This window comes from Mycobacterium scrofulaceum (assembly GCF_002086735.1).
Taxonomy (GTDB): Bacteria; Actinomycetota; Actinomycetes; order Mycobacteriales; family Mycobacteriaceae; genus Mycobacterium; species Mycobacterium scrofulaceum.
In genome coordinates, this window is record NZ_MVIJ01000022.1 from 39993 (window position 1) to 66365 (window position 26373).

At 70.9% G+C, this 26373-nt stretch carries 24 protein-coding genes and 1 pseudogene; 17 read left to right on the top strand and 8 right to left on the bottom strand.

Annotation, left to right across the window (positions count from 1 at the left end; all coding sequences use genetic code 11):
- The first annotated feature begins 16 nt into the window (after positions 1-16).
- Genes BST44_RS15665 through BST44_RS15695 form a run of 7 tightly spaced genes read left to right on the top strand, consistent with a single transcriptional unit; the run spans position 17 to position 7398 of the window.
- The gene (locus BST44_RS15665) at positions 17-895 is read left to right on the top strand and encodes an FAD binding domain-containing protein (protein WP_083178020.1); all 879 of its coding nucleotides are present in this window, start codon (positions 17-19) and stop codon (positions 893-895) included.
- A gap of 2 nt (positions 896-897) precedes the next feature.
- Positions 898-1386, top strand: coding sequence for a (2Fe-2S)-binding protein (locus BST44_RS15670; protein WP_083178021.1), 489 nt, complete (start codon positions 898-900; stop codon positions 1384-1386).
- Positions 1383-3791 carry an aerobic carbon-monoxide dehydrogenase large subunit gene (locus BST44_RS15675; protein ID WP_083178022.1) on the top strand — a complete coding sequence of 803 codons (2409 nt, stop codon included), beginning with the start codon at positions 1383-1385 and terminating at the stop codon, positions 3789-3791. Before BST44_RS15670 ends, BST44_RS15675 begins: the two co-directional genes overlap by 4 nt.
- The gene (locus BST44_RS15680; protein WP_083178023.1) at positions 3788-4666 is read left to right on the top strand and encodes an XdhC family protein; all 879 of its coding nucleotides are present in this window, start codon (positions 3788-3790) and stop codon (positions 4664-4666) included. The genes BST44_RS15675 and BST44_RS15680 overlap by 4 nt, the downstream gene beginning before the upstream one ends.
- A gap of 8 nt (positions 4667-4674) precedes the next feature.
- Positions 4675-5541 (top strand): AAA family ATPase, encoded by an 867-nt coding sequence (locus tag BST44_RS15685; protein ID WP_208619811.1) that lies wholly within the window; start codon positions 4675-4677, stop codon positions 5539-5541.
- Positions 5542-5552: 11 nt separating this feature from the next.
- A complete protein-coding gene (locus BST44_RS15690) occupies positions 5553-6197 on the top strand; it encodes an SRPBCC family protein (RefSeq protein WP_083178025.1) in 645 nt (214 codons plus the stop codon).
- Positions 6198-6204: 7 nt separating this feature from the next.
- Positions 6205-7398, top strand: coding sequence for a vWA domain-containing protein (locus BST44_RS15695; protein ID WP_083178026.1), 1194 nt, complete (start codon positions 6205-6207; stop codon positions 7396-7398).
- Here BST44_RS15695 and eutC read toward each other — a convergent pair.
- Positions 7367-8116 (bottom strand): annotated as a pseudogene (gene eutC / locus BST44_RS15700) (ethanolamine ammonia-lyase subunit EutC); the annotation flags it as partial. The gene BST44_RS15695 and the pseudogene eutC sit on opposite strands and share 32 nt — an antisense overlap.
- Positions 8113-9522, bottom strand: a complete 1410-nt coding sequence (locus BST44_RS15705; RefSeq protein ID WP_083178028.1) for an ethanolamine ammonia-lyase subunit EutB — start codon at positions 9520-9522, stop codon at positions 8113-8115. The pseudogene eutC and the gene BST44_RS15705, both read right to left, overlap by 4 nt.
- 27 nt (positions 9523-9549) lie before the next feature.
- On the opposite strand from BST44_RS15705, the gene BST44_RS15710 reads away from it, so the two are divergent.
- Entirely contained in the window at positions 9550-10671 is a 1122-nt protein-coding gene (locus tag BST44_RS15710; protein ID WP_083178029.1) for a glycoside hydrolase family 76 protein, read from the top strand.
- On the top strand, positions 10668-12614 hold the full coding sequence (locus BST44_RS15715; protein ID WP_083178030.1) for an acetoacetate--CoA ligase: 1947 nt from the start codon (positions 10668-10670) through the stop codon (positions 12612-12614). The genes BST44_RS15710 and BST44_RS15715 overlap by 4 nt, the downstream gene beginning before the upstream one ends.
- Here BST44_RS15715 and BST44_RS15720 read toward each other — a convergent pair.
- Positions 12573-13289, bottom strand: a complete 717-nt coding sequence (locus tag BST44_RS15720; RefSeq protein ID WP_083178031.1) for a DedA family protein — start codon at positions 13287-13289, stop codon at positions 12573-12575. The two genes, BST44_RS15715 and BST44_RS15720, sit on opposite strands and share 42 nt — an antisense overlap.
- A gap of 85 nt (positions 13290-13374) precedes the next feature.
- On the opposite strand from BST44_RS15720, the gene fbaA reads away from it, so the two are divergent.
- The gene (gene fbaA, locus BST44_RS15725) at positions 13375-14409 is read left to right on the top strand and encodes a class II fructose-bisphosphate aldolase (RefSeq protein ID WP_083178032.1); all 1035 of its coding nucleotides are present in this window, start codon (positions 13375-13377) and stop codon (positions 14407-14409) included.
- A gap of 79 nt (positions 14410-14488) precedes the next feature.
- Here the strand turns inward: fbaA and BST44_RS15730 are convergent, their stop codons facing one another.
- Positions 14489-15316, bottom strand: coding sequence for an Rv0361 family membrane protein (locus tag BST44_RS15730; protein WP_083178033.1), 828 nt, complete (start codon positions 15314-15316; stop codon positions 14489-14491).
- Between the two features lie 123 nt (positions 15317-15439).
- Here BST44_RS15730 and BST44_RS15735 point away from each other — a divergent pair, with 123 nt between their 5' ends.
- Entirely contained in the window at positions 15440-15853 is a 414-nt protein-coding gene (locus BST44_RS15735) for a DUF3151 domain-containing protein (protein ID WP_083178034.1), read from the top strand.
- Here the strand turns inward: BST44_RS15735 and BST44_RS15740 are convergent.
- Genes BST44_RS15740 through BST44_RS15750 form a run of 3 tightly spaced genes read right to left on the bottom strand, consistent with a single transcriptional unit; the run spans position 15850 to position 18226 of the window.
- Positions 15850-16746 (bottom strand): cation diffusion facilitator family transporter, encoded by an 897-nt coding sequence (locus BST44_RS15740; RefSeq protein WP_083178035.1) that lies wholly within the window; start codon positions 16744-16746, stop codon positions 15850-15852. The two genes, BST44_RS15735 and BST44_RS15740, sit on opposite strands and share 4 nt — an antisense overlap.
- 40 nt (positions 16747-16786) lie before the next feature.
- Positions 16787-17560, bottom strand: a complete 774-nt coding sequence (locus tag BST44_RS15745) for a site-2 protease family protein (protein WP_083178036.1) — start codon at positions 17558-17560, stop codon at positions 16787-16789.
- 9 nt (positions 17561-17569) lie between these two features.
- Positions 17570-18226, bottom strand: coding sequence for a peptidase M50 (locus BST44_RS15750; protein ID WP_083178082.1), 657 nt, complete (start codon positions 18224-18226; stop codon positions 17570-17572).
- Between the two features lie 285 nt (positions 18227-18511).
- On the opposite strand from BST44_RS15750, the gene BST44_RS15755 reads away from it, so the two are divergent.
- The 6 genes from BST44_RS15755 to BST44_RS15780 all read left to right on the top strand — a co-directional run bounded on the left by BST44_RS15755 (position 18512) and on the right by BST44_RS15780 (position 24498).
- Complete coding sequence (locus BST44_RS15755; RefSeq protein ID WP_083178037.1) at positions 18512-19390, top strand: histidine phosphatase family protein; 879 nt, start codon at positions 18512-18514, stop codon at positions 19388-19390.
- Between the two features lie 254 nt (positions 19391-19644).
- A complete protein-coding gene (locus BST44_RS15760) occupies positions 19645-20943 on the top strand; it encodes an adenylosuccinate synthase (RefSeq protein WP_083178038.1) in 1299 nt (432 codons plus the stop codon).
- Positions 20940-21578: a PaaI family thioesterase gene (locus BST44_RS15765; RefSeq protein WP_083178039.1), complete on the top strand. Its 639-nt coding sequence runs from the start codon at positions 20940-20942 to the stop codon at positions 21576-21578. The genes BST44_RS15760 and BST44_RS15765 overlap by 4 nt, the downstream gene beginning before the upstream one ends.
- A 25-nt stretch (positions 21579-21603) precedes the next feature.
- Positions 21604-22800: a formate-dependent phosphoribosylglycinamide formyltransferase gene (purT, locus tag BST44_RS15770; RefSeq protein WP_083178040.1), complete on the top strand. Its 1197-nt coding sequence runs from the start codon at positions 21604-21606 to the stop codon at positions 22798-22800.
- 40 nt (positions 22801-22840) lie between these two features.
- A complete protein-coding gene (locus BST44_RS15775) occupies positions 22841-23269 on the top strand; it encodes a rhodanese-like domain-containing protein (protein ID WP_083178041.1) in 429 nt (142 codons plus the stop codon).
- Positions 23266-24498, top strand: coding sequence for an O-succinylhomoserine sulfhydrylase (locus BST44_RS15780; protein ID WP_083178042.1), 1233 nt, complete (start codon positions 23266-23268; stop codon positions 24496-24498). The genes BST44_RS15775 and BST44_RS15780 overlap by 4 nt, the downstream gene beginning before the upstream one ends.
- On the opposite strand, the gene BST44_RS15785 is transcribed toward BST44_RS15780, so the two are convergent.
- Positions 24495-25874 carry an NAD(P)/FAD-dependent oxidoreductase gene (locus tag BST44_RS15785; RefSeq protein ID WP_083178043.1) on the bottom strand — a complete coding sequence of 460 codons (1380 nt, stop codon included), beginning with the start codon at positions 25872-25874 and terminating at the stop codon, positions 24495-24497. The two genes, BST44_RS15780 and BST44_RS15785, sit on opposite strands and share 4 nt — an antisense overlap.
- Between the last annotated feature and the right edge of the window lie 499 nt (positions 25875-26373).

Below are 26373 nucleotides of genomic sequence, written 5' to 3' on the forward strand. Positions count from 1 at the left end.
GCTGACACTGTGGCGCATGCAAGTACCCGGGCCTTTCGAATACGAACGCGCGACCAGCGTCGACCACGCCATCGGACTGCTGGATCGGTTGGGGGAGGGGGCGCGGATCGTCGCCGGTGGACACAGCCTGCTGCCGATGATGAAGTTGCGCATCGCCAACCCGGAATACCTCGTCGACATCAACGATCTCGCGCTCGAGCTCGGGTACGTGATCACCGATCCGACGCTGGTGCGCATCGGCGCGATGACGCGGCATCGCGAGATCCTCGAGTCCGACACCCTGGCCGCCGTCTGCCCGATCTTCCGGGACGCCGAGCGCGTGATCGCCGACCCGGTCGTCCGCAATCGCGGCACGCTCGGGGGTTCGCTCTGCCAGGCCGATCCGGCCGAGGACCTGTCGACGGTGTGCACGGTGCTCGACGCGGTGTGCCTGGCGCGGGGCCCGTCCGGCGAACGCGAGATCGCCATCGACGACTTCCTGGCCGGGCCGTACGAAACCACGCTGGCGCCCAACGAGATGCTCATCGAGGTCCGTATCCCGTTGCGGCACAACAGCTCCAGCGCGTACGCCAAGGTGGAGCGTCGAGTGGGCGACTGGGCGGTGACCGCCGCCGGGGCCAGCATCACCCTGGACGGTGACCAGATCGCCGCCGCCCGCGTCGACCTGACGGCGGTCAACCCCGACCGGGACGCGCTGGCCGAGCTGTCGGCGGCGCTGGTCGGGCGGCCGGCCACCGAGGAAACGCTCGCCGAGGCGGGCCGGCGCGCCGCGCAGGCCTGCGACCCCGTCACCGACGTCCGAGGCAGCGCCGAATACAAGCGGCACCTGGCCTCCGAACTGACCATCCGCACGTTGCGCACCGCCGCCGAACGTGTGCGGGCAGAAGGGAACTGACCATGCAGGTGAACATGACCGTCAACGGCGAGCAGGTGAGCGCCGACGTCGAACCCCGGATGCTGCTGGTGCACTTCCTGCGGGATCAGCTGCGGCTCACCGGGACCCACTGGGGCTGCGACACCAGCAACTGCGGGACGTGCGTGGTCGACGTCGACGGCGTGCCGGTCAAGTCGTGCACCATGCTTGCCGTGATGGCGTCGGGCCACAGCGTCCGCACGGTGGAGGGGCTGGCGACCAACGGCCAGCTGGACCCGGTGCAGGAAGGGTTCATGCGCTGCCACGGGCTGCAGTGCGGCTTCTGCACGCCGGGGATGATGATCACCGCCCGCGCCCTGCTGGACCGCGACCCCGACCCGGACGAGCAGACCATCCGCGAGGCGATCTCCGGGCAGATCTGCCGCTGCACCGGATACACCACGATCGTGCGCTCCATCCAGTGGGCTTCGGCGGAGGCACTCCGCAAAGTCGACGTGAAGGCCGAGTCATGACCACGATCGAATCCCGCCCGCCAGTCCCCGAGGGGCCAGAAGACCTAGTCGACAACGACCAAAAGCCCTGCGGCCACGGCCGGATGCTGCGCAAGGAGGACCCGCGCTTCATCCGCGGCCGCGGCACCTACGTCGACGACGTCGCCCTGCCGGGCATGCTGCACCTGGCCGTCCTGCGCTCGCCGTACGCGCACGCCCGCATCGCGGGCATCGACGTGACCGCGGCGCTGGCGCACCCGAAGGTCAAGGCGGTGGTGACCGGGGCGGACCTGGCCGAGAAGGGCCTGGCCTGGATGCCGACGCTGTCCAACGACGTGCAGGCGGTGCTGGCCACCGACAAGGTCCGGTTCCAGGGTCAGGAGGTGGCGTTCGTCGTCGCCGAGGACCGGTATTCGGCGCGCGACGCGCTGGAGCTGATCGACGTGGACTACGACCCCCTGGACCCCGTCGTCGACGTCCGCCGGGCGCTCGATCCGTCGGCGCCCGTCATCCGGACGGATCTCGAAAACAAGAAAGACAACCACATCTTCGACTGGGAGACCGGCGACGCCGCCGCCACCGAGGCGGTCTTCGCGCGCGCCGACGTCGTCGTCGAGCAGGAGATGGTCTACCCGCGGGTGCATCCCGCGCCGATGGAAACCTGTGGCGCCATCGCGGATTTGGACCCGGTGACCGGCAAGCTGACGCTGTGGACCACGTCGCAGGCGCCGCATGCGCACCGCACCCTGTACGCGTTGGTCGCGGGGCTGCCCGAACACAAGATCCGGGTGATCTCGCCCGACATCGGCGGCGGCTTCGGCAACAAGGTGCCGATCTATCCCGGCTACGTCTGCGCCATCGTCGGCTCGCTGCTGCTGGGCAAGCCGGTGAAATGGATGGAGGACCGCAGCGAGAACCTCACCTCGACCAGCTTCGCGCGCGACTACATCATGGTCGGCGAGATCGCCGCCACCAAGGACGGCAAGATCCTGGCGCTGCGGTCCAACGTGCTGGCCGACCACGGCGCGTTCAACGGCCAGGCGGCGCCGACGAAGTACCCGGCCGGGTTCTACGGCGTGTTCACCGGCAGCTACGAATTGGAGGCCGCGTACTGCCACATGACCGCGGTGTACACCAACAAGGCGCCCGGCGGGGTGGCCTACGCGTGCTCGTTCCGGATCACCGAGGCGGTGTACTTCGTCGAACGGCTGGTGGACTGCCTGGCCTTCGAGCTCAAGATGGACCCGGCCGAACTGCGGCTGCGAAACCTGCTGCAGCCCAGCCAGTTTCCGTACACCACCAAGACCGGCTGGACGTACGACTCGGGCGACTACGAGACCACCATGCGCAAGGCCATGGACATGATCGGCTACGACGCGCTGCGCGCCGAGCAGGCTGAGAAGCGCAAGCGCGGCGAGCTGATGGGCATCGGCATGTCGTTCTTCACCGAGGCCGTCGGCGCCGGGCCGCGCAAGGACATGGACATCCTCGGGCTGGGCATGGCCGACGGGTGTGAGCTGCGCGTGCACCCGACCGGGAAAGCCGTTGTGCGGCTGTCGGTTCAGAGCCAGGGCCAGGGGCATGAGACGACGTTCGCGCAGATCGTCGCCGAGGAGCTGGGCATCCCGCCCGACGACATCGACGTGGTGCACGGCGACACCGACCAGACGCCGTTCGGCCTGGGCACCTACGGCAGCCGGTCCACCCCGGTGTCCGGGGCGGCCGCGGCGCTGGTCGCGCGCAAGGTGCGCGACAAGGCGAAGATCATCGCCTCGGGGATGCTGGAGGTCTCGGTGGCCGACCTGGAGTGGCAGAAGGGCTCGTTCCATGTCAAGGGCGACCCGTCGGCGTCGGTGACGATCGCCGACATCGCCATGCGCGCGCACGGCGCGGGCGACCTGCCCGAGGGCATCGAGGGCGGGCTGGACGCCGAGGTCTGCTACAACCCGTCCAATCTCACCTACCCCTACGGGGCGTATTTCTGTGTGGTGGACGTGGATCCGGGCACCGCGGTGGTCAAGGTGCGGCGCTTCCTGGCGGTCGACGACTGCGGCACCCGCATCAACCCGATGATCATCGAGGGCCAGGTGCACGGCGGCATCGTCGACGGCATCGGCATGGCGCTGATGGAGATGATCGCGTTCGACGACGACGGCAACTGCCTGGGCGGGTCGCTGATGGACTACCTGATCCCGACCGCGGTCGAGGTGCCGCACCTGGAGACCGGGTACACGGTGACACCCTCGCCGCACCACCCCATCGGGGCCAAGGGGATCGGCGAGTCGGCGACCGTCGGGTCACCGCCCGCGGTGGTGAACGCGGTGGTGGATGCGTTGGCGCCGTTCGGCGTTCGCCACGCCGACATGCCGCTCACCCCGTCGCGGGTGTGGGAGGCCATGCAGGGCAGAGCGAGGCCACCGATTTGAGCATCAGCGAGCGGGCCCGGCAACTGATCGCGGCGCGCACCCCGTTCGTGCGGGCGACCGTGGTGCGCGCCCAGCCGCCCGCCTCGGCATACCCGGGCGACGAGGCGATCCTGTTGGCGGACGGCACCATCGAGGGCTTCGTCGGCGGCCAGTGCGCGCAGAACTCCGTCCGCAAGGCGGCGCTGGGTGCGCTGCAGGCGGGCGAAGCCGTGCTGCTGCGGGTGCTGCCCGACGGCGACGTCCACTTCCCCGAGGCGCCCGGCGCCTGCGTCGTCGTCAACCCGTGCCTGTCGGGCGGGTCGCTGGAGATCTTCCTGACGCCGCAGCTGCCGCCGCCGATGATCCGGATCTACGGCGCGACGCCTATCGCCGACGCCCTGGCCCAAGTCTGCGCCGTGCTCGGCTATGACGTCCGCAAGGACGCCGATCCTGCCGAGGCCACCGCGTTGCCGACCGCGATAGTGATCGCCAGCCACGGCGGCCCGGAGGCCGAAACCATCCGCGCCGCACTGGATCACGGCGTCGGGTACATCGGCCTGGTCGCCAGCAGGGTGCGCGGCGCCGCCATCCTGGACACGCTCGAGCTCTGCGACGAAGAGCGCGCCCGCATCCACACCCCGGTCGGACTGGACATCGGCGCGAAGACCCCCGCGGAGATCGCGGTGTCCATCGCCGCGGAACTGGTGGCCGGGGTGCGCGGCGGGCTGGGTCGCGCCGCCGTTTCGGGGAGCCCGCCCGAAGAGGCCGTCGACCCGGTCTGCGGCATGACCGTGCCGATCGGTCCGGCCGCCGAGCACCTGCGGCTGGCCGGCGCCGATTACTGGTTCTGCGGCCCGGGCTGCCGCGCGGCGTTCGCGGGGAAAGCCGGCGCATGACGCCGGCGATGTTCAGCGACGTCGACGACGTGATCGCCCGGTTCGACGCGCGGGACTACCTGCTCGACGCCGGTACGGCGTCCGCGATCTATCTGGCGGTCACGCTGGGCCGGCCGCTGCTGCTGGAGGGCGAGCCGGGCGTCGGCAAGACCACCGCGGCGAAAACCCTTGCCGCGGTGCTGGATACACCGCTGGTTCGGCTGCAGTGTTACGAGGGGCTGACCGCCGGCGAGGCGCTCTACGACTGGAATTACCAACGGCAGCTGCTGTCCATCCGGCTGGCCGAGGCGGGCGGCCGAAGCATCGGCGAAGCCGACCTCTACACCGAGGCCTACCTGGTCGACCGGCCCATCCTGCGCTGCGTGCGGCACCGCGGCCCGACCCCGCCCGTGCTGCTGATCGACGAGATCGACCGGGCCGACGACGAATTCGAGGCTTTGCTGCTGGAGTTCCTCGGCGAGGCCGCGGTCACCGTGCCCGAACTGGGCACCTTCGTCGCGCAGCGCCCGCCGATCGCGGTGCTCACCTCCAACCGCAGCCGCGACCTGCACGACGCGCTGCGCCGCCGCTGCCTGTACCACTGGATCGACTATCCGGAGGCGTCGCGGGCGGCGGCGATCGTGCGCCGCACGGTCCCGGGCGCCGCGGCGCCGCTGATCGAGCACGTCACCCAGTTCGTCGGCAGGGCACGCGATCTGGACCTGGACAAGCCGCCGGGCGTGGCCGAGACGATCGACTGGGTCGCCGCGCTGGTGTCGCTGGGCGTCGCCGACCTGGTCGATCCCGCGGCGCTGGTCAGCCTGGGGGCGCTGGCCAAGACCCCCGACGACCGTACGCTGATCCGCGACGCGTTTATGGAATACAGCCGCTCCTGAGAGGACCCCGGATGAAGATCGCCAACCAGTTCACCGTCAGCGCGCCGATCGATCGGGCCTGGGACGTGCTGTGCGACCTGGAACAGGTGATCCCGCTGATGCCGGGCGCGCAGCTCACCGGCCACGAAGGCGAGGACTACTCCGGCAAGGTCAAGGTCAAGGTGGGGCCGGTCACCAGCGAATTCAACGGCAAGGTCCGTTTCGTCGAGCAGGACCGCGGCGCGTACCGCGCGGTGATCGACGCCAAGGGCAAGGAGACCCGCGGCACCGGCAACGCCGCCGCGACGGTCACCGCCCAGCTGCAGCCGGACGGTGACAAGACCAGCGTCACCGTCGACACCGACCTGAAGATCGTCGGCAAGCTCGCCCAGTTCGGCAGCGGCATGCTGCAGCAGGTGTCGGAAAAGCTGCTGGGCCAGTTCGTGGAGTCGCTGGAAGCCAAGCTCGCCGGCGAGACCGCGACGCCGGCCACCCCGGAGGGCCCACCGCAGGTCGGCCGCGTCCCGGAGCCGCGCCACGCCGCCCCCGCCGCGGAGCCCGAGCCCATCGACCTGCTCGAACTCGCCGGGGGAGCCCAGCTCAAGAGGTACGCCCCGCTGCTGCTGGCGCTGCTCGCCGGGATGGTGCTGGGCTGGGTGCTCGGCCGGAGGCGTTAGCGCCACCGTGGGGACTCCCGCGCTGTTGCGGGGCGTCGACCTGGCGGCGCTCGCGGCGGCGCTGGTCGCGCGGCTGCGCGGCGCCGGCGTCCACGTGTCCGCCAGCGGCCCCGCCGGCTTCGTGCGGGCGCTGCGCACGCTGGCGCCGCACGACACGGCCGCGCTGTATTGGGCGGCCAGGCTGACGCTGGTCAACCGGATGGAGGATCTCGGCGCGTTCGACGCGGTCTTCGCGACGGTCTTCGGCGCGGCCGAACCCGACCGCGCGAACCGCCCGGAGACACCCCTGTCGCTGCCGGGCCCCAAGGCGCCCGCGGCGGCCGGCACGCTGCGCCGGCCCGGAGGGCCGGCGAACGCCGCCCACGGCCTGCCCTGGGCGACCCGGGCGCTGGCGGTCGCGGATGACACGGAAGGCCCGAGCCTGCTGCTGCCCGACGCGCTGCCCAGCCGGATCGCCGCGCTGGCCGACCAGCCGTTCGACCGCTTCGACGCGCAGGACCTCCGCCTGCTCGGCACCTGGCTGGAAGCGACCGTCGCGCGTTGGCCGCGACGGCGCAGCCTGCGCTTCGAGCCCAGTCCCGCCGGCAAGCGAATCGATTTGCGCGCCACCATGGCCGCGTCGCGCAGGACGGGCTGGGAAACGGTCCTGCTGGCCCGCACCCGGCCCCGGCGCCGGCCCCGGCGGATCGTCCTGGTCTGCGACGTGAGCCGCTCGATGCAGCCCTACGCCGCGGTGTACCTGCACTTGATGAGGGCGGTGGCGCGCCAGCCGGGCACCCACCCCGAGGTCTTCGCGTTCTCGACGTCGCTGACCCGGCTCACCGCGGTGCTCGCGCACCGGTCGGCCGAGGTGGCGTTGGAGCGGGCCAACGCCAAGGTCACCGACCGGTACGGCGGCACGTTCATCGGCCGCGGCGTGGCCACGCTGCTGTCCCCGCCACACGGCAACGCCCTGCGCGGCGCGCTGGTGATCATCGCGTCGGACGGCTGGGACGGCGACCCGCCGGACGTGCTCGCGCACGCGATGGAGCGGCTGCGGCGGCGCGCCGAATTGATCGTCTGGCTCAATCCCCGTGCGGCGCAGGAGGGATTCCGGCCGGTGGCCGGGCCGATGGCCGCGGCCCTGCCGTACTGCGACCTGTTTCTCCCGGCGCACTCGCTGACCGGCCTGCGTCAATTGCTGCTCGCGTTGTGTCTTTGAGGGCGACACCCGACCGGCCGAGCCGCCGGGCCCCGGCCACCAGCGCGGCGGCGACCGAGGCCGCCGCCGGGTAGTCCAGGCCGTCGGGCGGATGGATGTTGGAGATGCAGTTGCGATCGGCGTCGGTGAGTCCCGGCCTCGGCCGATGGGTCAGGTAGATGCCCAGGCTGTCGGCGACCGACAGGCCGGGGCGCTCCCCGATGAGCACGAGAACCGTTGCGGCGCCGAGGGCCTGACCGATGTGGTCCCCGAGCGCCACCCGGGCCTGGGTCGCGATGACCGGCGGCGCGATCCGGTAACGGCCGTCGAATTCGCCGACCAGCGCCTCGACCATGCCCGCGGCGTGGTCGGTCAGGGCGCGCGGGGAGAGCCCGTCGGCGAGCACAAACCCGATGTCCGCGTTGACCTTCGGCAGGCCCGACAGGTCGGCCGGGGTGCGACCGAGGTCCGGCCGGCGCAGGTACTCGCCGCGCGAGGCCGCCCGGCTGCGGACCCGCAGCGGCTCGTCGATGCCTTTGACGTTCAAGTCGCATAGCCGCTTCACGAGGCCGTCGACGTCCAGCGGGTCGTGCACGGCGTCGCGCGCCGCGGCGTGCGCGGCCTGAAACTCCAGGACCCGCCGGGTCGGCAGCGAGTCCCCGGCCCGTCCGAGCCCGATGCGCGCCTGCGTGGTCGCCCGCAGCGGCGCCCAGACGTCCGGTGGTTGCGGGTCGGTCATCGGCCGGCCGCCAACGCGCGCAGCGGCGAGGTCGCGAGGTCCACGGGAAGGACGCGGCCGTCGGCGTCGACCATGCCCAGGCCGGCCAGCCAGGCCTCGAATTCGGGTGCGGGACGCAGCCCCAACGCCTTTCGCACGTACAGCGCGTCGTGAAACGACAGGCTCTGGTAGCCGAGCATGATGTCGTCGGCGCCGGGAACCGTGATGACGAACGCGGTGCCCGCCGCGCCCAGCAGGGTCAGCAGCGTGTCCATGTCGTCCTGGTCGGCCTCGGCGTGGTTGGTGTAGCAGACGTCCACGCCCATCGGCAGGCCGAGCAGCTTCCCGCAGAAGTTGTCTTCGAGCCCGGCGCGGATGATCTGCTTGCCGTCGTAGAGGTATTCCGGCCCGATGAATCCGACCACGGTGTCGACCAGCAGCGGCCGCAGCGCCCGCGCCACCCCGTACGCGCGCGCCTCCAGCGTCTGCTGGTCGACCGGCATGTTCCCCACGCCGAGGTGGGCGCCGGCCGACAGCGCCGCGCCCTGCCCGGTCTCCAGGTACATCACGTCGGCGCCGACGGTCCCGCGGTTCAGCGACCGGGCGGCCTCGTCGGCCTCGGTCAGCATCGCGATCGAGGTGCCGAACGCGGCGTTGGCGCCCTCGGTGCCGGCGATCGACTGGAACACCAGGTCGACGGGCGCGCCGCGGTCGATCAGTTCCATCGTGGTGGTGACGTGGCACAGCACACACGACTGGACGGGGATCGCGAACCGCTCGCGGATGTCGTCGAGCAGGTGCAGCAGGTCCGCCGCCGCCTGCGGCGAGTCGGTCGCCGGGTTGACGCCGATCACCGCGTCGCCGCAGCCCATCAGCAGGCCGTCCAGCAGCGCCGCGGCGATCCCGCGCGGGTCGTCGGTCGGGTGGTTGGGCTGCAGCCGGGTCGCGAGCGTGCCGGGCAGACCGATCGTGGTGCGGAAGGCCGCGACGTTCCTCGCCGCGGCGGCCACCAGGATCAGGTCCTGGTTGCGCATGATCTTCGACACCGCGGCAACCATTTCCGGCGTGAGCCCGGGCGAGACCGCGGCGAAGCGTGCCGCGCCGTCGTCGCGGCACGCCGCGTCCAGCAGCCAGTCGCGGAAACCGCCCACGGTCAGGCCCGCGACGGGGCCGAACGCCTCGCGATCGTGGCCGTCGATGATGTGCCGGGTGACCTCGTCGGTCTCGTACGGCACGACCACGTCGTCGAGGAACGTCGCCAGGGGGATGTCGGCCAGCGCCCACGCGGCCGCGGCCCGCTGTGCGTCGGAGTCGGCGGCGCAGCCCGCGAGCTGGTCGCCGGAGCGCAACGGCGTCGCCTTGGCCAGCACGTCGACCAGCCCCTCGAAGCTGTAGGTGGTCCCCGAAATGGTTTGCCGGTAGCGCATATTTCAGTATGAGGCAGGATCGGCACCATGGATCAGCTATGGGCCAACCGGGCGGCCAGCTCCGAAGCCGCTGTCGCGCAACGACACCTGAAACGGGTGTGGGGGCTGCCCGGTACGCAGCTGGGCGTGGTGGCCTGGCCCCCGACGCGGCGCGACGCGATGTTCGGCACCTGGCACTACTGGTGGCAGGCGCACCTGCTGGATTGCCTGGTCGACGCGCAGCTGCGTGACCCACAGCCGCAGCGTCACACCAGGATCAACCGGCAGGTCCGCTCGCACCGGCTGCGCAACAACTTTCGCTGGACCAACAGCTACTACGACGACATGGCCTGGCTGGCGCTGGCCCTGGAACGCGCCGCCCGGATCGCCGGCGTCGAGCGCCATCGCGCGCTGCCCAAGCTGGCCCACGAGTTCCTCGAGGCGTGGGTGCCCGAGGATGGCGGCGGCATCCCGTGGCGCAAGCAGGACCAGTTCTTCAACGCCCCGGCCAACGGCCCGGCGGGCATCTTCCTGGCCCGCTACGGCGAGAAGATGCGGCGCGCCCAGCAGATGGCCGACTGGATCGACGAGACCCTGATCGACCCGGAGACCCACCTGGTGTTCGACGGCCTCAAGGCCGGTTCCCTGGTCCGCGCCCAGTACACCTATTGCCAGGGTGTGCTGCTCGGCCTGGAAACCGAGCTCGCGGCCCGCACCCACGACGATCGGCACGCCCCGCGGGTGCACCGGCTGGTCACGGCCGTCGCCGAGCACATGGCGCCCACGGGGGTGCTGGCCGGTGCCGGCGGCGGGGACGGCGGCCTGTTCGCCGGGGTCACCGCGCGCTACCTCGCCCTGGTCGCCACCACGCTGCCGGGGGACGGGGCCGAGGACGCCGCCGCGCGCGACACCGCCCGGCGGATCGTGCTGGCCAGCGCCAAATCGGCGTGGGACTACCGGCAGACGGTGGACGGGCTGCCACTGTTCGGCCCGTTCTGGGACCGCGACGCGCAGCTACCCGCCCGGGCCGCCGGGGAGGCGCAGTTCGTCGACGGCGCGGTGAACAGCTCCGAGGTCGCCGAACGGGACCTGTCGGTGCAGCTGTCGGGGTGGATGCTGATGGAGGCCGCATGTAACGTCACCGCGGTGACCGCAGGGAGCGCGACATGATGGACGGCAGCTGGATTCCCGACGAGGCCACGCTGGCCCGGGCAAACCTGACCCGCTTCATGGGGTGGCTCGCCGAGACCGGGCGCGGCGACTACGGCGACTACCACGCGCTGCAGCGCAAGTCCGTCGCGGACATCGAGTGGTTCTGGGACGCAGTCTGGGACTACTTCGACATCCGGGCCGCCAGCCCGCCGCGCGCGGTGCTGGGCAACCGCGCCATGCCCGGCGCCGAGTGGTTCCCCGGCGCCACGCTCAACTACGCCACCGAGATCTTCCGGCACGCCACCGACGAGCGGCCGGCCATGATCGTCGCCGGGGAGGACGGCGCGTGCGAGTGGTCGTGGGCGCGGTTGCGGCGCGAGACCGGCGCGTTCGCGGCGTACCTGCGCGGGCTCGGGGTGCAGCCGGGCGACGCCGTCGTCGGCTACCTGCCCAACGTCGCCGAGGCCGCCGTCGCCGCCCTGGCCGCCGCCAGCGTGGGCGCGATCTGGGCGGTGTGCAACCAGGACGTGGCCGTCGACGGCGTGATCGCGCGCCTGGGCCAGCTGGCGCCGGTGGTCCTGGTGGCCACCGACGGATCGGTGTACGACGGCAAGCGCATCGACCGGCGCGCGGAGCTGGACACCATCCGGCGCGCGATGCCCGGCCTGCGGGCCACCGTGGTGGTGCCGCGGCTCGGGCTCCCGGCCGGCGACGGCGCCGTGCCGTGGGCCGAGGCGGTGGGATCCGACGCCGAGCTGGAGATCACGCCCGTGCCGTTCGCGCACCCGCTGTGGGTGATGTTCTCCTCCGGCACCACCGGCAAGCCGAAGGGCATCGTGCACGGGCACGGCGGCACGGTGATCGAGCACCTGAAATACCTGAGCCTGCAACTGGACCTGCACGCCGGCGAGCGGTTCCTGTGGTACTCGTCGACCAGCTGGATGATGTGGAACCTGCAGCTGTCCGGGCTGCTCGTGGACACCACCATCGTGCTTTACGACGGCAGCCCAACCTATTTGGGCACCGACGCGCTGTGGCGGGTCGCCGCCGAGGCCGGCGTCAACGTGCTCGGCGCCGGCGCGGGCTACCTGCTCGCCTGCGCCAAGAAGGACCTCGAGCCGGGGGCGACGTACCCGCTGGACGGGCTGCGCGCCGTGGGGTCCACCGGTTCCCCGCTGCCCGCGTCCGGATTCCGTTGGGTGCAAGAGGGACTCGGTCGGGCGGTCCCGGTGATCTCGATGAGCGGCGGCACCGACGTGTGCACCGCCTTCATCGGCGGCTGCCCGATCCTGCCGGTGGTGGCCGGCGAGCTGTCGTGCATCTGCCTGGGCGCGGCGATCGAATCCTGGACCGGACCCAACCACCCCGTCATCGGCGAAGAGGGCGAGCTGGTGATCACCGAGCCGATGCCGTCGATGCCGGTGTTCTTCTGGAACGACGACGACGGCAGCCGGTACCGCGCCGCCTACTTCGAGAAGTATCCGGGCGTGTGGTGTCACGGCGACTGGATCACCATCACCGACCGCGGATCCGTTGTGGTGCATGGCCGTTCGGACGCCACCCTGAACCGGCTGGGCGTGCGGATGGGCAGCGCGGAGATCTACACCGCGGTGGAGGGCATGCCGGAGGTCAGCGACTGCCTGGTGGTCGGCGTCGAGCAGGACGACGGTGGCTACTGGATGCCGCTGTTCGTGACCCTGGCGGACGGTGCCGAACTCGACGAGGGGCTGCGATCGCGGATCGTGGCGGCCGTCCGCCGGCACGCCTCCCCGCGCCACGTGCCCGACGACATCCTGACGGTGCCGGGCATACCGCGGACGCTGACCGGCAAACGGCTGGAGATCCCGGTCAAGCGAATCCTGCTGGGCGCTGAGCCGGGCGAGGCCGTGCAGCGGAGTTCGATCGACCGACCGGAACTGCTAGACGCTTTCGTTGCGTACCGCAGAACTCGGGTGCCCTGAGTCGGGCTCCTCGTCGGTCCCGGCCGCAGGTGCCCGACGTCGGTTCCGGTAGCTTCGCCAGGCCGCGATGAACGCCGGCATCAGCGACACGAGAAGGATGACCAGCAGGATCTTCTGCAGGTTGTGGTGCACGAACGGCACGTTGCCCAGGAAGTAGCCGGCCAGCGTGACGCCGCCGCCCCACAGGATGCCGCCGACGATGTCGAAGCCGAGGAACACCGGGTAGCGCATGTAGGACACCCCGGCGACCGGCGGGACGAACGTCCGCACGAACGGCGCGAACCGGGCCAGGATGATCGCCCACGGCCCGTATTTCTCGAAGAAGGCGTGCGACTCGGTCACGTAGTGCTTCTTGAAGAACCGGGAGTCTTCCTTCTTGAACAGCGCCGGGCCGATGCGGCGGCCGATGAAGTACCCGGTCTGATCGCCCAGTATCGCCACGAAGGCGACGGCGGGGGCGAGCACCCAGATGCTGGCGGGCGGGTTCGGGTGCGCGGCCAGCAGCCCGCCGGTGAACAGCAGCGATTCGCCGGGGAGCAGCGGAAACAGCAGGCCGGTCTCGACGAAGACGATGAGCAGGATGCCGGGCAGCACCGCGGAGCCGAAAACCCCGTCGGCGCCCAACCAGTACATCGGGTCGAAGATGTCGGGCAGGGCCGTCACGGCGGTGCTCATGATTGCTCAACATACCGGTTTCGGGGTGAGCGCCTGACCGTCCTGGACGATACTGGGTGCACCCGGCCGAAGCAGAGGAGTCCTGATGCCCATCGCCACGCCCGAGGTGTACGCCGAGATGCTCGGGCGCGCCAAGGAGAACTCCTACGCCTTCCCGGCCATCAACTGCACCTCCTCGGAGACGGTCAACGCCGCGATCAAGGGCTTCGCCGACGCGGGCAGCGACGGCATCATCCAGTTCTCCACCGGCGGTGCGGAGTTCGCGTCGGGCCTGGGCGTCAGGGACATGGTCACCGGCGCGGTGGCGCTCGCGGAGTTCACCCGCGTCGTCGCCGCCAGGTACCCCGTCCACGTCGCGCTGCACACCGACCACTGCCCCAAGGACAAACTGGACAGCTACGTGCGGCCGCTGCTGGCGCTCTCGGCCGAGCGGGTGCGCGCCGGTGCGGACCCGCTGTTCGGATCGCACATGTGGGACGGGTCGGCCGTGCCGATCGGCGAGAACCTGGCCATCGCGCAGGAACTGCTCAAGGAGGCCGCGGCCGCCAAGATCATCCTGGAGATCGAGATCGGCGTCGTGGGCGGGGAAGAGGACGGCGTCGCCCACGAGATCAACGACAAGCTGTACACCACGCCCGAGGACTTCGAGAAGACCATCGACGCGCTGGGCCACGGCGAGCACGGCAGGTACCTGCTGGCCGCGACGTTCGGCAACGTGCACGGCGTCTACAAGCCGGGCAACGTCAAGCTGCGCCCCGACATCCTGGCCGAGGGCCAGCGGGTGGCCGCGGCCAAGCTGGGCCTGCCCGCCGGCTCCAAGCCGTTCGACTTCGTCTTCCACGGCGGGTCGGGCTCGCTCAAGTCGGAGATCGAGGAGTCGCTGCGCTACGGCGTGGTGAAGATGAACGTCGACACCGACACCCAGTACGCGTTCACCCGCCCGATCGCCGGGCACATGTTCGGCAACTACGACGGCGTGCTCAAGGTCGACGGCGAGGTGGGCGTCAAGAAGGCCTACGACCCGCGCAGCTACCTGAAGAAGGGTGAGGCCTCGATGACCGAGCGGGTGGTGGAGGCCTGCGCCGACCTGCACTGCGCCGGGAAATCCCTGAGCGCCTGATCCCGGCGAGTGCCCGGCTGGCCGGGCACTCGGCACCGAACGCCCCGCTGGCCGGGCACTCGGGCCATGAAATGCCCAGCTAGCCGCTGGGGGACTGGCAGATCTTCCACTGGTCGTCGCGGTACTGCAGGTCCAGGCTGCGGGTCGACCGCAGGGACGGGTCGTAGGCCATGAACGTGGTGACGTTGGCCTCGGCGTGCTGCCCGTTGACCACCACCTGGTCGATGCTGGCGATCACGGGATACTGCTTGGCCGCCGAGACCCGGTGGTAGGTCTCGTCCCAGGCGTGCTCGTCGTAGTCCGCGTACCCGTCGCGGGTGGTGCCGCAGGTGATGGTGCGCAGCGTGGTCAGGTCACCCTTTTGGATCGCGGTGTCGAAGCTTTCGATCGTGGTGCGAACCTGGTCCTCCTGCGACGCCTTCGTGTGCTTGCTGCGGGTCAGCAGCACCGTGCCCAGGATCGCGATCGCGGCCAGCGCCAGCACCACCAGCACCAGTGCCAGCACCCAGCCCCAGTTGAATTGCCGGGAGGTGCGCAGCTTCCCCCCGAGGCGGGGCGGGATCGATTGCGGCACGGCCGGTTTGGCCGGGGCGCCGGGCTGTGCGGGCATGCCCCCGGGCGGCGAGGCGAACACCTCGGTGGCCGGCTCCGGGGTGGTGGCGATCACCGTGGTCTCTTTCGCGTCGAAACCGGGCGCGGTGAAGCGGCGTTCGCGCTGCTGGCCGTCCGCGTCGTCGCCGGGATTCCCCGGATTGCCACCGGCATCCGGTCTGATCACCACGGTCTCGGTCTCGGAGTCGCTCGGTACCAGCGGGACGCTCTCGGTCGCGTCTTCGCCTGACGGCGGGGCCCATTCGTGCCCGGGGTTCGGCGGGCCGCCGCGGTCGGGCTCGGGTGGCTGGGGCATGAGTACGGCTGTCCTCCGCTATCGGGTGGGGTAGTTGGAGAGCTTAGCGACCCGTCCCCCTCGATGGGGTGATGGTTGAGGTCCGCCCGCCGATCGATTTGCAGCGGCTGCAGAATAGGAGCCATGACGCCGATGCGAGACCTTCTCGGACCCGACCCGACCCTGCTGCCGGGCGATCCCGACGCCGAGGCGGAACTGCTCGCCGGGGAGAAACCCGGGATCGTCGCCGCCGCGCACCCGTCGGCGTCGGTGGCCTGGGCGGCGCTGGCCGAGCAGGCGCTGGCCGACGACCAGGCCATCACGGCCTACGCGTACGCGCGCACCGGCTATCACCGCGGCCTGGACCAGCTGCGGCGCAACGGCTGGAAGGGCTTCGGGCCGGTGCCGTACTCGCACGAGCCCAACCGCGGATTCCTGCGCTGCGTGGCGGCGCTGGCCCGGGCCGCCGACACGATCGGCGAGCCCGACGAGTACCAACGCTGCCTGGACCTGCTCGACGATTGCGATCCGTCGGCGCGCCCGGCGCTGGGGCTCTAGAAGGTTTCCGAACACCCCGCGTCACCCGGGGAGTCGATCTGGACGGTGGCGTGCTGTAGCCCGCGGGCCGACAGCACCGCGCGGGCGTCGTCGAGCACGCGGCTGGAGTCGCCGTCGCTGCGCAAGTGCGCGGTGCACATGTCCTTGCCGGGCGAGAGCGTCCAGACGTGCAGGTCGTGCACCTCGGTGACGCCGTCGACGGCGCCCAGCGCCGTGCGCAGCTCCTCGACGTCGATGTGCGTCGGCGACGTCTCGGACAGGATCCGCAACGCGTCGCGGGCCAGCGAGATCGCCCGCGGCAGCACCCACAGCGCGACCAGCACGGCGACCACCACGTCGGCGTACGGCCAGTGCGTCGTCACGGTCACCACCCCGGCGATCAGCACGCCGAGGCTGCCCACGCTGTCGGCGACCACCTCCATGTAGGCGCCCTTGACCGCCAGGCTCTGCCCGGAGTGCGACCGCAGCAGCAGGGCGACCAGCAGGTTGGCGAGCAGGCCGGCGAGCGCGACCACGATCATCGGCACGCCGGGGATCGACGGGGTTTCCCGTAGCCGCTGGATCGCCTCCCACAGGATGAACAGGGCGACGCCCATCAGCAGCCCCGCGTTGGCGACCGCCGTGAACACCTCGGCCCGGTGCCAGCCGTAGGTCCGCGCCGGTGACGAGCTGCCCCGGCGGGCCAGCGTCACGGCGGCCAGGCCCATGAAGACGGCGACGACGTCGGTCAGCATGTGCCCCGCGTCGGCCAGCAACGCGATCGAGTTGATCAGCAACGAGGTGGTCAGCTCCACGACGAAGAACGTCGCCAGGATCGCGGCGGCGGCGATCATCCGCGGGATCAGCCGGGACTCGTTGGTCTCGGCGGGACTGTGATTGTGGCCGGCGCCCATGGCGTGCAATATATGCGGATGCGCGCATATATGGCAAGGGTCAGAACCAGCGGCTCCAGAAGCGGGTGAGCAGGTTGCCCGCGGACACCAGCCAGGGCGGCACCCCGGAGAACTCGAACAGCCAGAGCATCATCTGGAAGAACCAGTGACTGGCCGGCAGCAGCAGGAACAGCAGGATGAAAAAGCCCCACTGCTTGGCGGGCGCCACCGCGCGCTGCGTCTCGGGGCTCAGGTGCGGCTCCAGGGCGTCGTACCCGTCCAGGCCCGGGATGGGCAGCACGTTCAGCACCACCGCGGTCAGCTGCAGGAAGCCCAGGAACGCGACCCCGGCCCACAGCACCTGGTGGAACGGGTCGTAGAACAACCGCGTCAGCGCCAGCAGCAGCACCGCCAGCACCAGGTTGGCGGCCGGCCCCGCGAGGCTGACCAGGGTGCGCCGGTTCGGCGTCATGAACCAGGTCCGCACGTACACCGCTGCGCCCGGCAGGCCGATCCCGCCCAGCGCGATCACCACCATCGGCAGCAGCAGCGACAGCGCGGGATGGCTGTAGCGGCGCGGATCCAGCGTCAGGTAGCCGCGGACGGCGGCGTCGTGGTCGCCGAATCGCCAGGCGGTCACCGCGTGGCCGAACTCGTGCAGGCACAGTGACACCAGCCAGCCGGCGATCACGAGGGTGAACACCCCGAAATAGGCCAGCGGCCGCACGGTGCTGCCGGCCAGCCAGGCCAGCACGGCGCCGATCGCCGTCAGGCCGACCAGGGCCAGGAACAGGGGGCTGGGTCGCACCGATTCGCGCCGGGCGGGCAGGGTCACCGGTCGAAACTATCGGACCGCCAGCCAGCCCTCGACGTTGCGGTAGAACGTCGACCGGCGCGCCGGGCGCGGCGCGGGCACGCCGTCGCGCACCACGATGACGCCGGTGCTGCCCAGCTGGACCGCGCGGCCGGGCAGCCAACGGCGCCAGCCCGCCGGCACGCGGGCCCGCAGGCCCGGCACGGCCCGCGTCGGCTCGATCTCGACGGCGGGGGCGTCGCCGTCGAACAACGTGGCGTCGTCGACGACCGCCTCGCCCCGGATGGCCGGCTCGCCATCGGGCGGCAGCCAGCTCGCCCGCCCGACGATCACCGACCCGGTTTCGTCGCGGACCAGGGTCACCCGCCGGGCGGACCCGCCCCGGGCCCGCCGCGCCGCCCGCCGCCCGGCGGGCAGGCGGTAGGCCAGGGTCGCGCGGCTGCGCCGACGCGGCACGTAGGCGACCTCGACGTCGAGCCGGTCCGCGCGCAGCAGCCGGGTCAGCACGGCGGCCAGGTCGGCGTCGGCGCCGACCACCACCAGCCGCCGGTACGGGCCGATTGCCGTGTCGAGATCGGCCGTATGGACCGGCAGGCCGATCAGCGGCCGCGGCAGGCGGCGATCACCGACGGCAACACCGCTACGGCGGGATCTTCTTGACTCACCAATACCCTTGTCTTTCAAGATCTCTCGTCCACCCTGCGACCAGACCGGCTGGGGGCCGGACGATCTCGGCATAACGACGCAGTCACAACATGGTTGCGGACTGCGAAAGTTGTTGCGCCACCGCCTTATGGCAACCGGATACTTTACTCCTGCCACGGGGTCAACGAATGGGTGGCCAAGAGAACGGAGAATTGCCATTCGCCGACTCACCGCCTTCTTCTCGGCCGCGGGAACCGCGCCGCCCGCGCCCGGTGCCGGCCCCACGCGCGTCCGTTGCTGACGAGGCAACTCCGCCGTGTTGGCGCCGTGGCGGTTTCGGCCGTCCTGCTGTGCGTCGAGCCGGCGACGGCCGCGGCCGACGAATCGATCGTGATCGACCTGGTGCGCCACGGCGAGTCGGAGGGCAACGCGGCGCGCGTGATCGACACCGCGGTGCCCGGCAAGGTGCTGACCGCGCTCGGCCGCCAACAGGCGGGCAACATCGCCACCACGCTGGCCGCGCAGGGTCCGTTCGCCGGGATCTTCGCGTCGCAGCTGACCAGGACGCAGCAGACCGCGGCGCCGTTGGCGGCCGCGTTGGCGATGAATGTCGAGGCACTGCCCGGCCTCAACGAGATCGACGCCGGCGCGTTCAACGGGCAACCGCAGTTCAGCCTCGCGGGGCTGGCGTACCTGCTCGGCCCGGTGGCGTGGTTGCTGGGACTGCGCATCGTGCCGATGCTGGCCCCGGGATCCACCGACGCCAACGGATTCGAGTTCCACGACCGCTTCAACGGCGCGCTGCAAACGATGTACGGCAACGCGGCGACCGACGCGGGCCGCTTCAACGACTCCCTGCAAACGATCTACGGCAACGCCATGGCCAACCCGGTCCGCACCGCGGGCGGCGAGATCACCGAAGTGGCGTTCTCCAGCGAGTTCGCCATCGGCGTCGGGACGATGATGAGCGTCAGAAACCCGGATCCGTTGCTCCTGCTCTTCGACCCGCTGCCCAACACCGGCGTCGTGGTGATCCGGGGCAACCCGCACGACGGCTGGACGCTGGTCAGCTGGAACGGGAAACCGGTGTGGCCGGGCTGGGCGGCCAAGAGGACCGATCGCGATCCCAAGCAGCCCCTGTGCCTGATGTTGGACGCGCCGACCGCCGGCGGTGTATGCGCTGCTCAACCGCGCGTGGCGCCGTGAGTCTCGGCCGTGGAGGACACGCGTCGCGATCAAACGGCCCTTGGCGCGGGTCCATCGTCACCCGACGTTTAGGATCGCCACGTGAGCGCGTCAAGCGAAGATGCCTCCAGCTACGCGCGCGGTCCCGGGGCACTCAACCGAGACCCTGGTGCGGGCGGGCAGCTCGAGCCACCGGGTGATGCCGCAAGCCGTTGCAGCGCTGCAGGATACGGTGCGCTGCCAGTAGAACCACAGTAAGCAGGCGGGAGCGAGTCATGCCGGCAATCGTCCTCATCGGCGCCCAATGGGGCGACGAGGGCAAAGGCAAAGCCACTGACCTGCTCGGCGGTCGCGTGCAGTGGGTCGTGCGCTATCAGGGTGGCAACAACGCCGGGCACACCGTCGTTTTGCCCAGCGGCGAGAACTTCGCGCTGCACCTGATCCCGTCCGGGGTGCTGACCCCCGGCGTCACCAACGTCATCGGCAACGGGGTGGTGGTCGACCCCGGCGTGCTGCTCGACGAGCTCAGGGGGCTCGAGGACCGCGGCGTGGACACCACCAAGCTGCTGATCTCCGCCGACGCGCACCTGCTGTTGCCCTACCACGTGGCCATCGACAAGGTCACCGAGCGCTACATGGGCAACAAGAAGATCGGCACCACCGGGCGCGGCATCGGGCCGTGCTACCAGGACAAGATCGCGCGCCAGGGCATCCGGGTCGCGGACGTGCTCGACCCCGACCAGCTGACCCACAAGGTCGAGGCCGCGCTCGAGCTCAAGAACCAGATCCTGGTCAAGATCTACAACCGCAAGGCGCTGGACCCGCACCAGGTGGTCGAGGCCCTGCTGGAACAGGCCGAGGGTTTCCGCCACCGCATCCGCGACACCCGGCGGCTGCTCAACGCCGCGCTCGAGACCGGCGAAACGGTCCTGCTGGAGGGCTCCCAGGGCACCCTGCTCGACGTCGACCACGGCACGTATCCCTATGTGACGTCGTCGAATCCGACCGCCGGGGGCGCGGCCGTCGGGTCCGGCATCGGACCCACCCGCATCACCACGGTGCTGGGGATCCTCAAGGCCTACACCACCCGGGTCGGCTCCGGGCCGTTCCCCACCGAGCTGTTCGACTCCAACGGCGAATACCTGTCCAAGACCGGCGGCGAGTTCGGCGTCACCACCGGGCGGCGGCGCCGGTGCGGCTGGTTCGACGCGGTCATCGCCCGCTACGCCACGCGGGTCAACGGCATCACCGACTTCTTCCTGACCAAGCTCGACGTGCTGTCCACCCTGGAAACCGTCCCGATCTGCGTCGGCTACCGCATCGACGGCGAGCGCACCAACGACATGCCGATGACGCAGAGCGACCTGGCCCGCGCCGAACCGATCTACGAGGAGTTGCCGGGCTGGTGGGAGGACATCTCCGGCGCGCGCGAATTCGACGACCTGCCCGCCAAGGCGCGCGACTACGTGCTGCGACTGGAAGAGCTTGCCGGGGCCCATGTTTCGTGCATCGGCGTCGGTCCTGGACGGGAGCAGACGATCGTGCGCCGCGACGTGCTGGCGGCGCGCCCGTGACGGAGCCGGACCCGAAAGAGCTCGACCCCGAATACGAACACCACGGCGGATTTCCCGAATACGGCCCGGCCAGCCCCGGCCCGGGTTTCGGCCGGTTCGTCGCGGCGATGCGGGCGCTGCAGGACCTCGCCGTCTCCGCCGACCCCGGCGAGCACGTGTGGGACGACGCGGCCGACCGCGCCGCGGCCCTGGTGGAGCTGCTGCGCCCATTCCAGGCCGACGAGGGCAAGGCGCCGGCGGGGCGCACGCCCGACCTGCCCGGCATGGGCAGCCTGCTGTTGCCGCCCTGGACGTTGACCCGCTATGCGCCCGACGGGGTCGAGATGGCCGGCCACTTCAGCCGGTTTCACGTCGGCGGGAACCACGCCGTGCACGGCGGGGTGCTGCCGCTGCTGTTCGACAACCTGTTCGGCATGGTCTCGCACGCCGCCGGGCGGCCCATCAGCCGGACCGCCTTCCTGCACGTCGACTATCGCAAGGTCACCCCGATCGACACCCCACTGACCGTGCGCGGCCGCGTCACGGGCACCGAAGGCCGCAAGGCGTTCGTGGCCGCGGAACTCCTCGACGGCGACGGCGCGGTGCTGGCCGAGGGCAACGGCCTGATGGTGCGGCTGCTTCCCGGCCAGCCCTAACCCGCCGCGCACCTATCCTGAAGCGGTGACCGACGGACCAGACGACAAGACCAGCGTGCTCGCCGTGCCCCCGCGAACGCCTGCGGAGGCGGCCGACGACCGGCCGCGGGTGGTCTTGTTGGGTTCCGGCGACCTGAGCCGGGAACTGGCGATCGCGTTGGGCCGCCTGGGCGCGCGGGTGATCGCCGTCGACGAGCGCGCGGACGCGCCCGCTCACGCGGTGGCCGATCAGTCGCTCGTGGTCCCGATGACCGACGCGGACGCGCTGACGCGGGCCGTCGGGGGGCTGCGGCCGGACGTCGTGGTCGCCGCCGCCGACGCTGTCGCGATCCACGCCCTCGAGGGACTCGAGGGCCCGCACACCCAGCTGGTGCCCGGCGCCCGCGCCGTCCGGCTGGCTGCCGACCGGGAGGGCCTGCGCCGGCTGGCCGCCGACGAGTTGGGGCTGCCCACCGCGCCGTTCTGGTTCGTCGGCTCGGTCGGCGAACTCGAGGCGGTGGGCGCCCACGCCGGCTATCCGCTGCTGGTGAAGCCGGCGGCCGCCGGGCGCGGACAGTCGGTGGCGTCCGGCCCCGACGACCTCGGGCCGGCCTGGCAGCGCGCGACCGAAGGCCAGGGCCCGCCGCACCGCGTGCTGGCCGAAACCGTGGTCGAGGTCGAGCACTACGTCACCCTGCTGGTGGTGCGCGGCGAGGGACCCGAGGGGCCGGTGGTCGACTTCTGCACGCCCATCGGCCATCGCGAGGGAGCCGCCGACGGGCCGGAGTGCTGGCAACCGCAGCCGGTGAGCGAGGCGGCGATGGACGCGGCCAAATCCATTGCCGCGCGGATCGTCAAGGCGCTCGGCGGGCGCGGCGTCTTCGGCGTCGAGCTGATGATCAACGGCGACGAGGTGTACTTCGCCGACGTCACGCCCCGCCCCGCCGAGAGCGCCTGGGTGACGGTGCGCAGCCAGCGGCTGTCGGCCTTCGACCTGCAGGCCCGGACCATCCTGGGCCTGCCGGTGGACACCATGATGATCTCGCCGGGCGCGGCCCACCGGGTGCAGCGCGCCGACGGGCCCGCCGCCGCGCTGGCCGGGGCGCTCGGCGTGCCGGAGAGCGACCTGCGCGCCGTCGGGCGGGGATTCCAGGCGCTGGCCACCGCGCCCGAGGTGGCGGTGGCGCGCGAGCGCGCCCGCGAGGCAGCGAACCGGCTGACCGCGCGCCCGCCGGCCCACTGAGTTATCGCCCGGCGAGGCGTCCTCGCTACCATCCGAGGTCATGAGCACAGCGCGCGGCTACGCCGGAGACATCACGCCCCAGGAGGCATGGAAGCTGCTCAGCGAGAACCCGGACGCTGTGCTGGTCGACGTGCGTACCGACGCCGAATGGCGCTTCGTCGGCGTGCCCGACCTGTCCAGCCTGGGCCGCGACGTGGTGTTCATCGAGTGGAACACGTCCGACGGCGCCTTCAACGCCAATTTCACCGACGAACTCGCCGAACGCGTTCCCGAGACCGCGGCCGAGCGTCCGGTGGTGTTCCTGTGTCGCTCGGGCAACCGCTCCATCGGCGCCGCCGAGGCGGCCACCCGGGTCGGCATCTCCCCGGCCTACAACGTGCTGGACGGCTTCGAGGGCCACCCGAACGCCCAGGGCCAGCGCGGCGAATCGGGTTGGCGCGCCATCGGTTTGCCGTGGAAGCAGCTGTGACCGACCCGTCCCCGCCGGGGGACTCCGTCCGCGCGCCCAAGGCGCTGCCCGACGGCGTCGGCCCGGCGACCATCGGGGTGCGCGGCGGGCTGCTGCGCTCGGGGTTCGACGAGACCGCCGAGGCGATGTATCTGACCTCGGGCTACGTGTACCCCTCGGCCGCCGTCGCGGAGCGCTCGTTCACCGGCGAGCTGGACCACTTCGTGTACTCGCGCTACGGGAATCCGACCGTGACCATGTTCGAGGAGCGGTTGCGGCTCGTCGAGGGCGCGCCCGCGGCGTTCGCCACCGCCAGCGGCATGGCGGCGGTGTTCACCTCGCTGGGCGCGCTGCTGGCCGCCGGCGACCGGCTGGTCGCGTCGCGCAGCCTGTTCGGTTCGTGTTTCGTGGTGTGCAACGAGATCCTGCCCCGCTGGGGCGTCGAGACCGTCTTCGTCGACGGCGACGACCTGGCCCAGTGGGAGGAGGCGCTGGCCAAGCCGACTCAGGCGGTGTTCTTCGAGACGCCGTCCAACCCGATGCAGTCGCTGGTGGACATCGCCGCGGTGGTCGAGATGGCGCACGCCGCCGGCGCAAAAGTGGTGCTGGACAACGTTTTTGCCACGCCCCTGCTGCAGCGGGGCATCCCGCTGGGCGTCGACGTGGTGGTGTACTCGGGCACCAAGCACATCGACGGGCAGGGCCGGGTGCTGGGCGGCGCCATCCTCGGGGACAAGGACTACATCGACGGTCCGGTGCAGAAGCTGATGCGGCACACCGGGCCGGCGATGAGCGCGTTCAACGCCTGGGTGTTGGTGAAAGGCCTTGAGACGCTGGCCATCCGGGTCGAACACAGCAACTCCTCGGCGCACCGGATCGCGGAATTCCTGGAGACCCATCCGGCGGTCGGCTGGGTGCGCTACCCGTACCTGCCGTCGCACCCGCAATACGACCTGGCCAAGCGCCAGATGTCCGGCGGCGGGACGGTGATCACCTTCGCGCTCGACTGCCCCGACGCCGTGGCGAAGGACCGGGCCTTCGAGGTGTTGGACAAGCTGCGGCTGATCGACATCTCCAACAACCTGGGCGACGCCAAATCCCTCGTCACGCATCCCGCCACCACGACGCACCGGGCGATGGGCCCGGAGGGCCGGGCGGCGATCGGCCTGGGCGACGGCGTGGTCCGGATCTCCGTCGGGCTGGAGGGCACCGACGACCTGATCGCCGACATCGACCAGGCCCTGAGCTAACCCGCCTGCTTCTCGGCCGCCTCGATGCGTTCGGCCGCCGCCAGCGTCCCCTCCTGCGCTTGGCGCTCCACCCAGTCGACCACCGGCCGGGCGTACATCATCTGGCTGGTGATGGCCATCTGGCCGCGGGTGCGGCCCAGGAAGGAGATGCCCCACGCGAACATGGCGGCGATCCGGTTGCGGTGGCCGATCAGGTAGTACAGGTGCAGCAGCAGCCAGGCCAGCCAGGCGATGAAGCCGCCGAACTCCAGCTTGCCGACCTTCGCGACGGCGCTGTAGCGCGAGATCAGCGCCATGCTGCCCTTGTCGAAGTACTTGAACGGTTTGCGGTTGGCCGGGTCGTCCTGGCCCTTCACCGCCTGCTTGATCAGCGTGGTGGCGTAGTGCGCCCCCTGGATCGCGCCCTGCGCCATCCCGGGCACGCCCGGCACCGACATCAGGTCCCCGACGACGAACACGTACGGATGGCCTTTGACGGTGAGGTCCGGCTCGACGATCACCCGCCCGGCGCGGTCGGTCTCGGTTCCGTCGGACTGCTCGGCGACCATCTTGCCCAGCCCGCTGGCCTGCACGCCGGCGGCCCACACCTTGCACGCGCATTCGATGCGGCGCTGGCTCCCGTCGGCGTCCTTGACGGTGATCCCCAGGTAGTCGACGGCGGTCACCATCGCATTGAGCTGGATCTCCACGTCCATCTTCTGCAGCCGCCGCTGCGCCTTGAGGCCCAGGTTCTCGCCCATCGGCGGCAGCACGGCCGGCGCGGCGTCGAGCAGAATGACCCGGCATTCGCTGGGCGTGATCGTCCGGAACGCCCCGGCCAGCGTGCGCTCGGCGAGCTGGACGATCTCGCCGGCCAGCTCGACCCCGGTCGGCCCGGCGCCGACCACCACGAACGTCAGGCGGCGTTGCCGCTCGGCGGGGTCGGTGGCGACCTCGGCGGCCTCGAACGCGCCGAGGATGCGGGCGCGCAGCTCGAGGGCGTCGTCGACGCTCTTCATGCCGGGCGCGAAGGCGGCGTACTCGTCGTGGCCGAAATAGGACTGCTGCGCGCCGGCGGCCACGATCAGGCTGTCGAAGGGCGTCACCGTCTGCATGCCCATCAGGTGCGACGTCACCGTCTTCGCGGTCAGGTCGATCTCGCTGACCTCGCCCCACAGCACGCGGACGTTCTTCTGCCGGCGCAGGATCAGCCGGGTGGTCGGGGCGATGTCGCCCTCGGACAGGATGCCGGTGGCCACCTGGTAGAGCAGGGGCTGGAACAGGTGGGTCGTCGTCCTGGAGATCAGGGTGACGTCGACGTCCGCGCGCTTGAGCGCCTTGGCCGCGTTCAGCCCGCCGAATCCGCTTCCGATGATGACGACGCGATGACGCGACATGCTCACCCCTTACCGGCCGTGTCGTTCTGCTCGCACGCTGTTCTCAGCGCATGTCCACCGTACGACCCGGGTGGGGCGAACGTCACGGCAACGCCGCCCAGAAGAATCGACGAATTAGGCCGCACCATTTCGGTGCGGCCTAATTCGCCGGCCCGCCGCTATTGGCAGGTCAGGGACGGACCGCAATCGATCGTTATCGGCGTCGTACACGCCGAAGCCGCGCAGGCGGCGAAGCCGAGCACCGCTGCGAGAATGATTTTGCCGGTCAATCGTGACACCACAACACCCCGTTCGTCGAAGGACAATTTCCCTGGTTACCCGATTGCCCGATGGCGGAAGTGTACGTTGTGATCGCCCTTGCGCGAACGGTTTTCGAAATTTGGGCGCGTCGGTGTTGTCGGCGGGGGTTCGCGGGGCGACGCGGAAATGCATTGAATTCAATTGATGACGACACCGGGCGCATTAAACGCGGCAGCCGAGATTGATTTTTTCAATGGTA

Bases quoted from the DNA above. Each gene is read 5' to 3' on its own strand.
- BST44_RS15665 (WP_083178020.1), top strand. From the start codon at position 17: ATGCAAGTACCCGGGCCTTTCGAATACGAACGCGCGACCAGCGTCGAC.
- BST44_RS15670 (WP_083178021.1), top strand. From the start codon at position 898: ATGCAGGTGAACATGACCGTCAACGGCGAGCAGGTGAGCGCCGACGTC.
- BST44_RS15675 (WP_083178022.1), top strand. From the start codon at position 1,383: ATGACCACGATCGAATCCCGCCCGCCAGTCCCCGAGGGGCCAGAAGAC.
- BST44_RS15685 (WP_208619811.1), top strand. From the start codon at position 4,675: ATGTTCAGCGACGTCGACGACGTGATCGCCCGGTTCGACGCGCGGGAC.
- BST44_RS15690 (WP_083178025.1), top strand. From the start codon at position 5,553: ATGAAGATCGCCAACCAGTTCACCGTCAGCGCGCCGATCGATCGGGCC.
- BST44_RS15705 (WP_083178028.1), bottom strand. From the start codon at position 9,522: ATGCGCTACCGGCAAACCATTTCGGGGACCACCTACAGCTTCGAGGGG.
- BST44_RS15710 (WP_083178029.1), top strand. From the start codon at position 9,550: ATGGATCAGCTATGGGCCAACCGGGCGGCCAGCTCCGAAGCCGCTGTC.
- BST44_RS15715 (WP_083178030.1), top strand. From the start codon at position 10,668: ATGATGGACGGCAGCTGGATTCCCGACGAGGCCACGCTGGCCCGGGCA.
- BST44_RS15720 (WP_083178031.1), bottom strand. From the start codon at position 13,289: ATGAGCACCGCCGTGACGGCCCTGCCCGACATCTTCGACCCGATGTAC.
- fbaA (WP_083178032.1), top strand. From the start codon at position 13,375: ATGCCCATCGCCACGCCCGAGGTGTACGCCGAGATGCTCGGGCGCGCC.
- BST44_RS15730 (WP_083178033.1), bottom strand. From the start codon at position 15,316: ATGCCCCAGCCACCCGAGCCCGACCGCGGCGGCCCGCCGAACCCCGGG.
- BST44_RS15735 (WP_083178034.1), top strand. From the start codon at position 15,440: ATGACGCCGATGCGAGACCTTCTCGGACCCGACCCGACCCTGCTGCCG.
- BST44_RS15740 (WP_083178035.1), bottom strand. From the start codon at position 16,746: ATGGGCGCCGGCCACAATCACAGTCCCGCCGAGACCAACGAGTCCCGG.
- BST44_RS15760 (WP_083178038.1), top strand. From the start codon at position 19,645: ATGCCGGCAATCGTCCTCATCGGCGCCCAATGGGGCGACGAGGGCAAA.
- BST44_RS15775 (WP_083178041.1), top strand. From the start codon at position 22,841: ATGAGCACAGCGCGCGGCTACGCCGGAGACATCACGCCCCAGGAGGCA.
- BST44_RS15785 (WP_083178043.1), bottom strand. From the start codon at position 25,874: ATGTCGCGTCATCGCGTCGTCATCATCGGAAGCGGATTCGGCGGGCTG.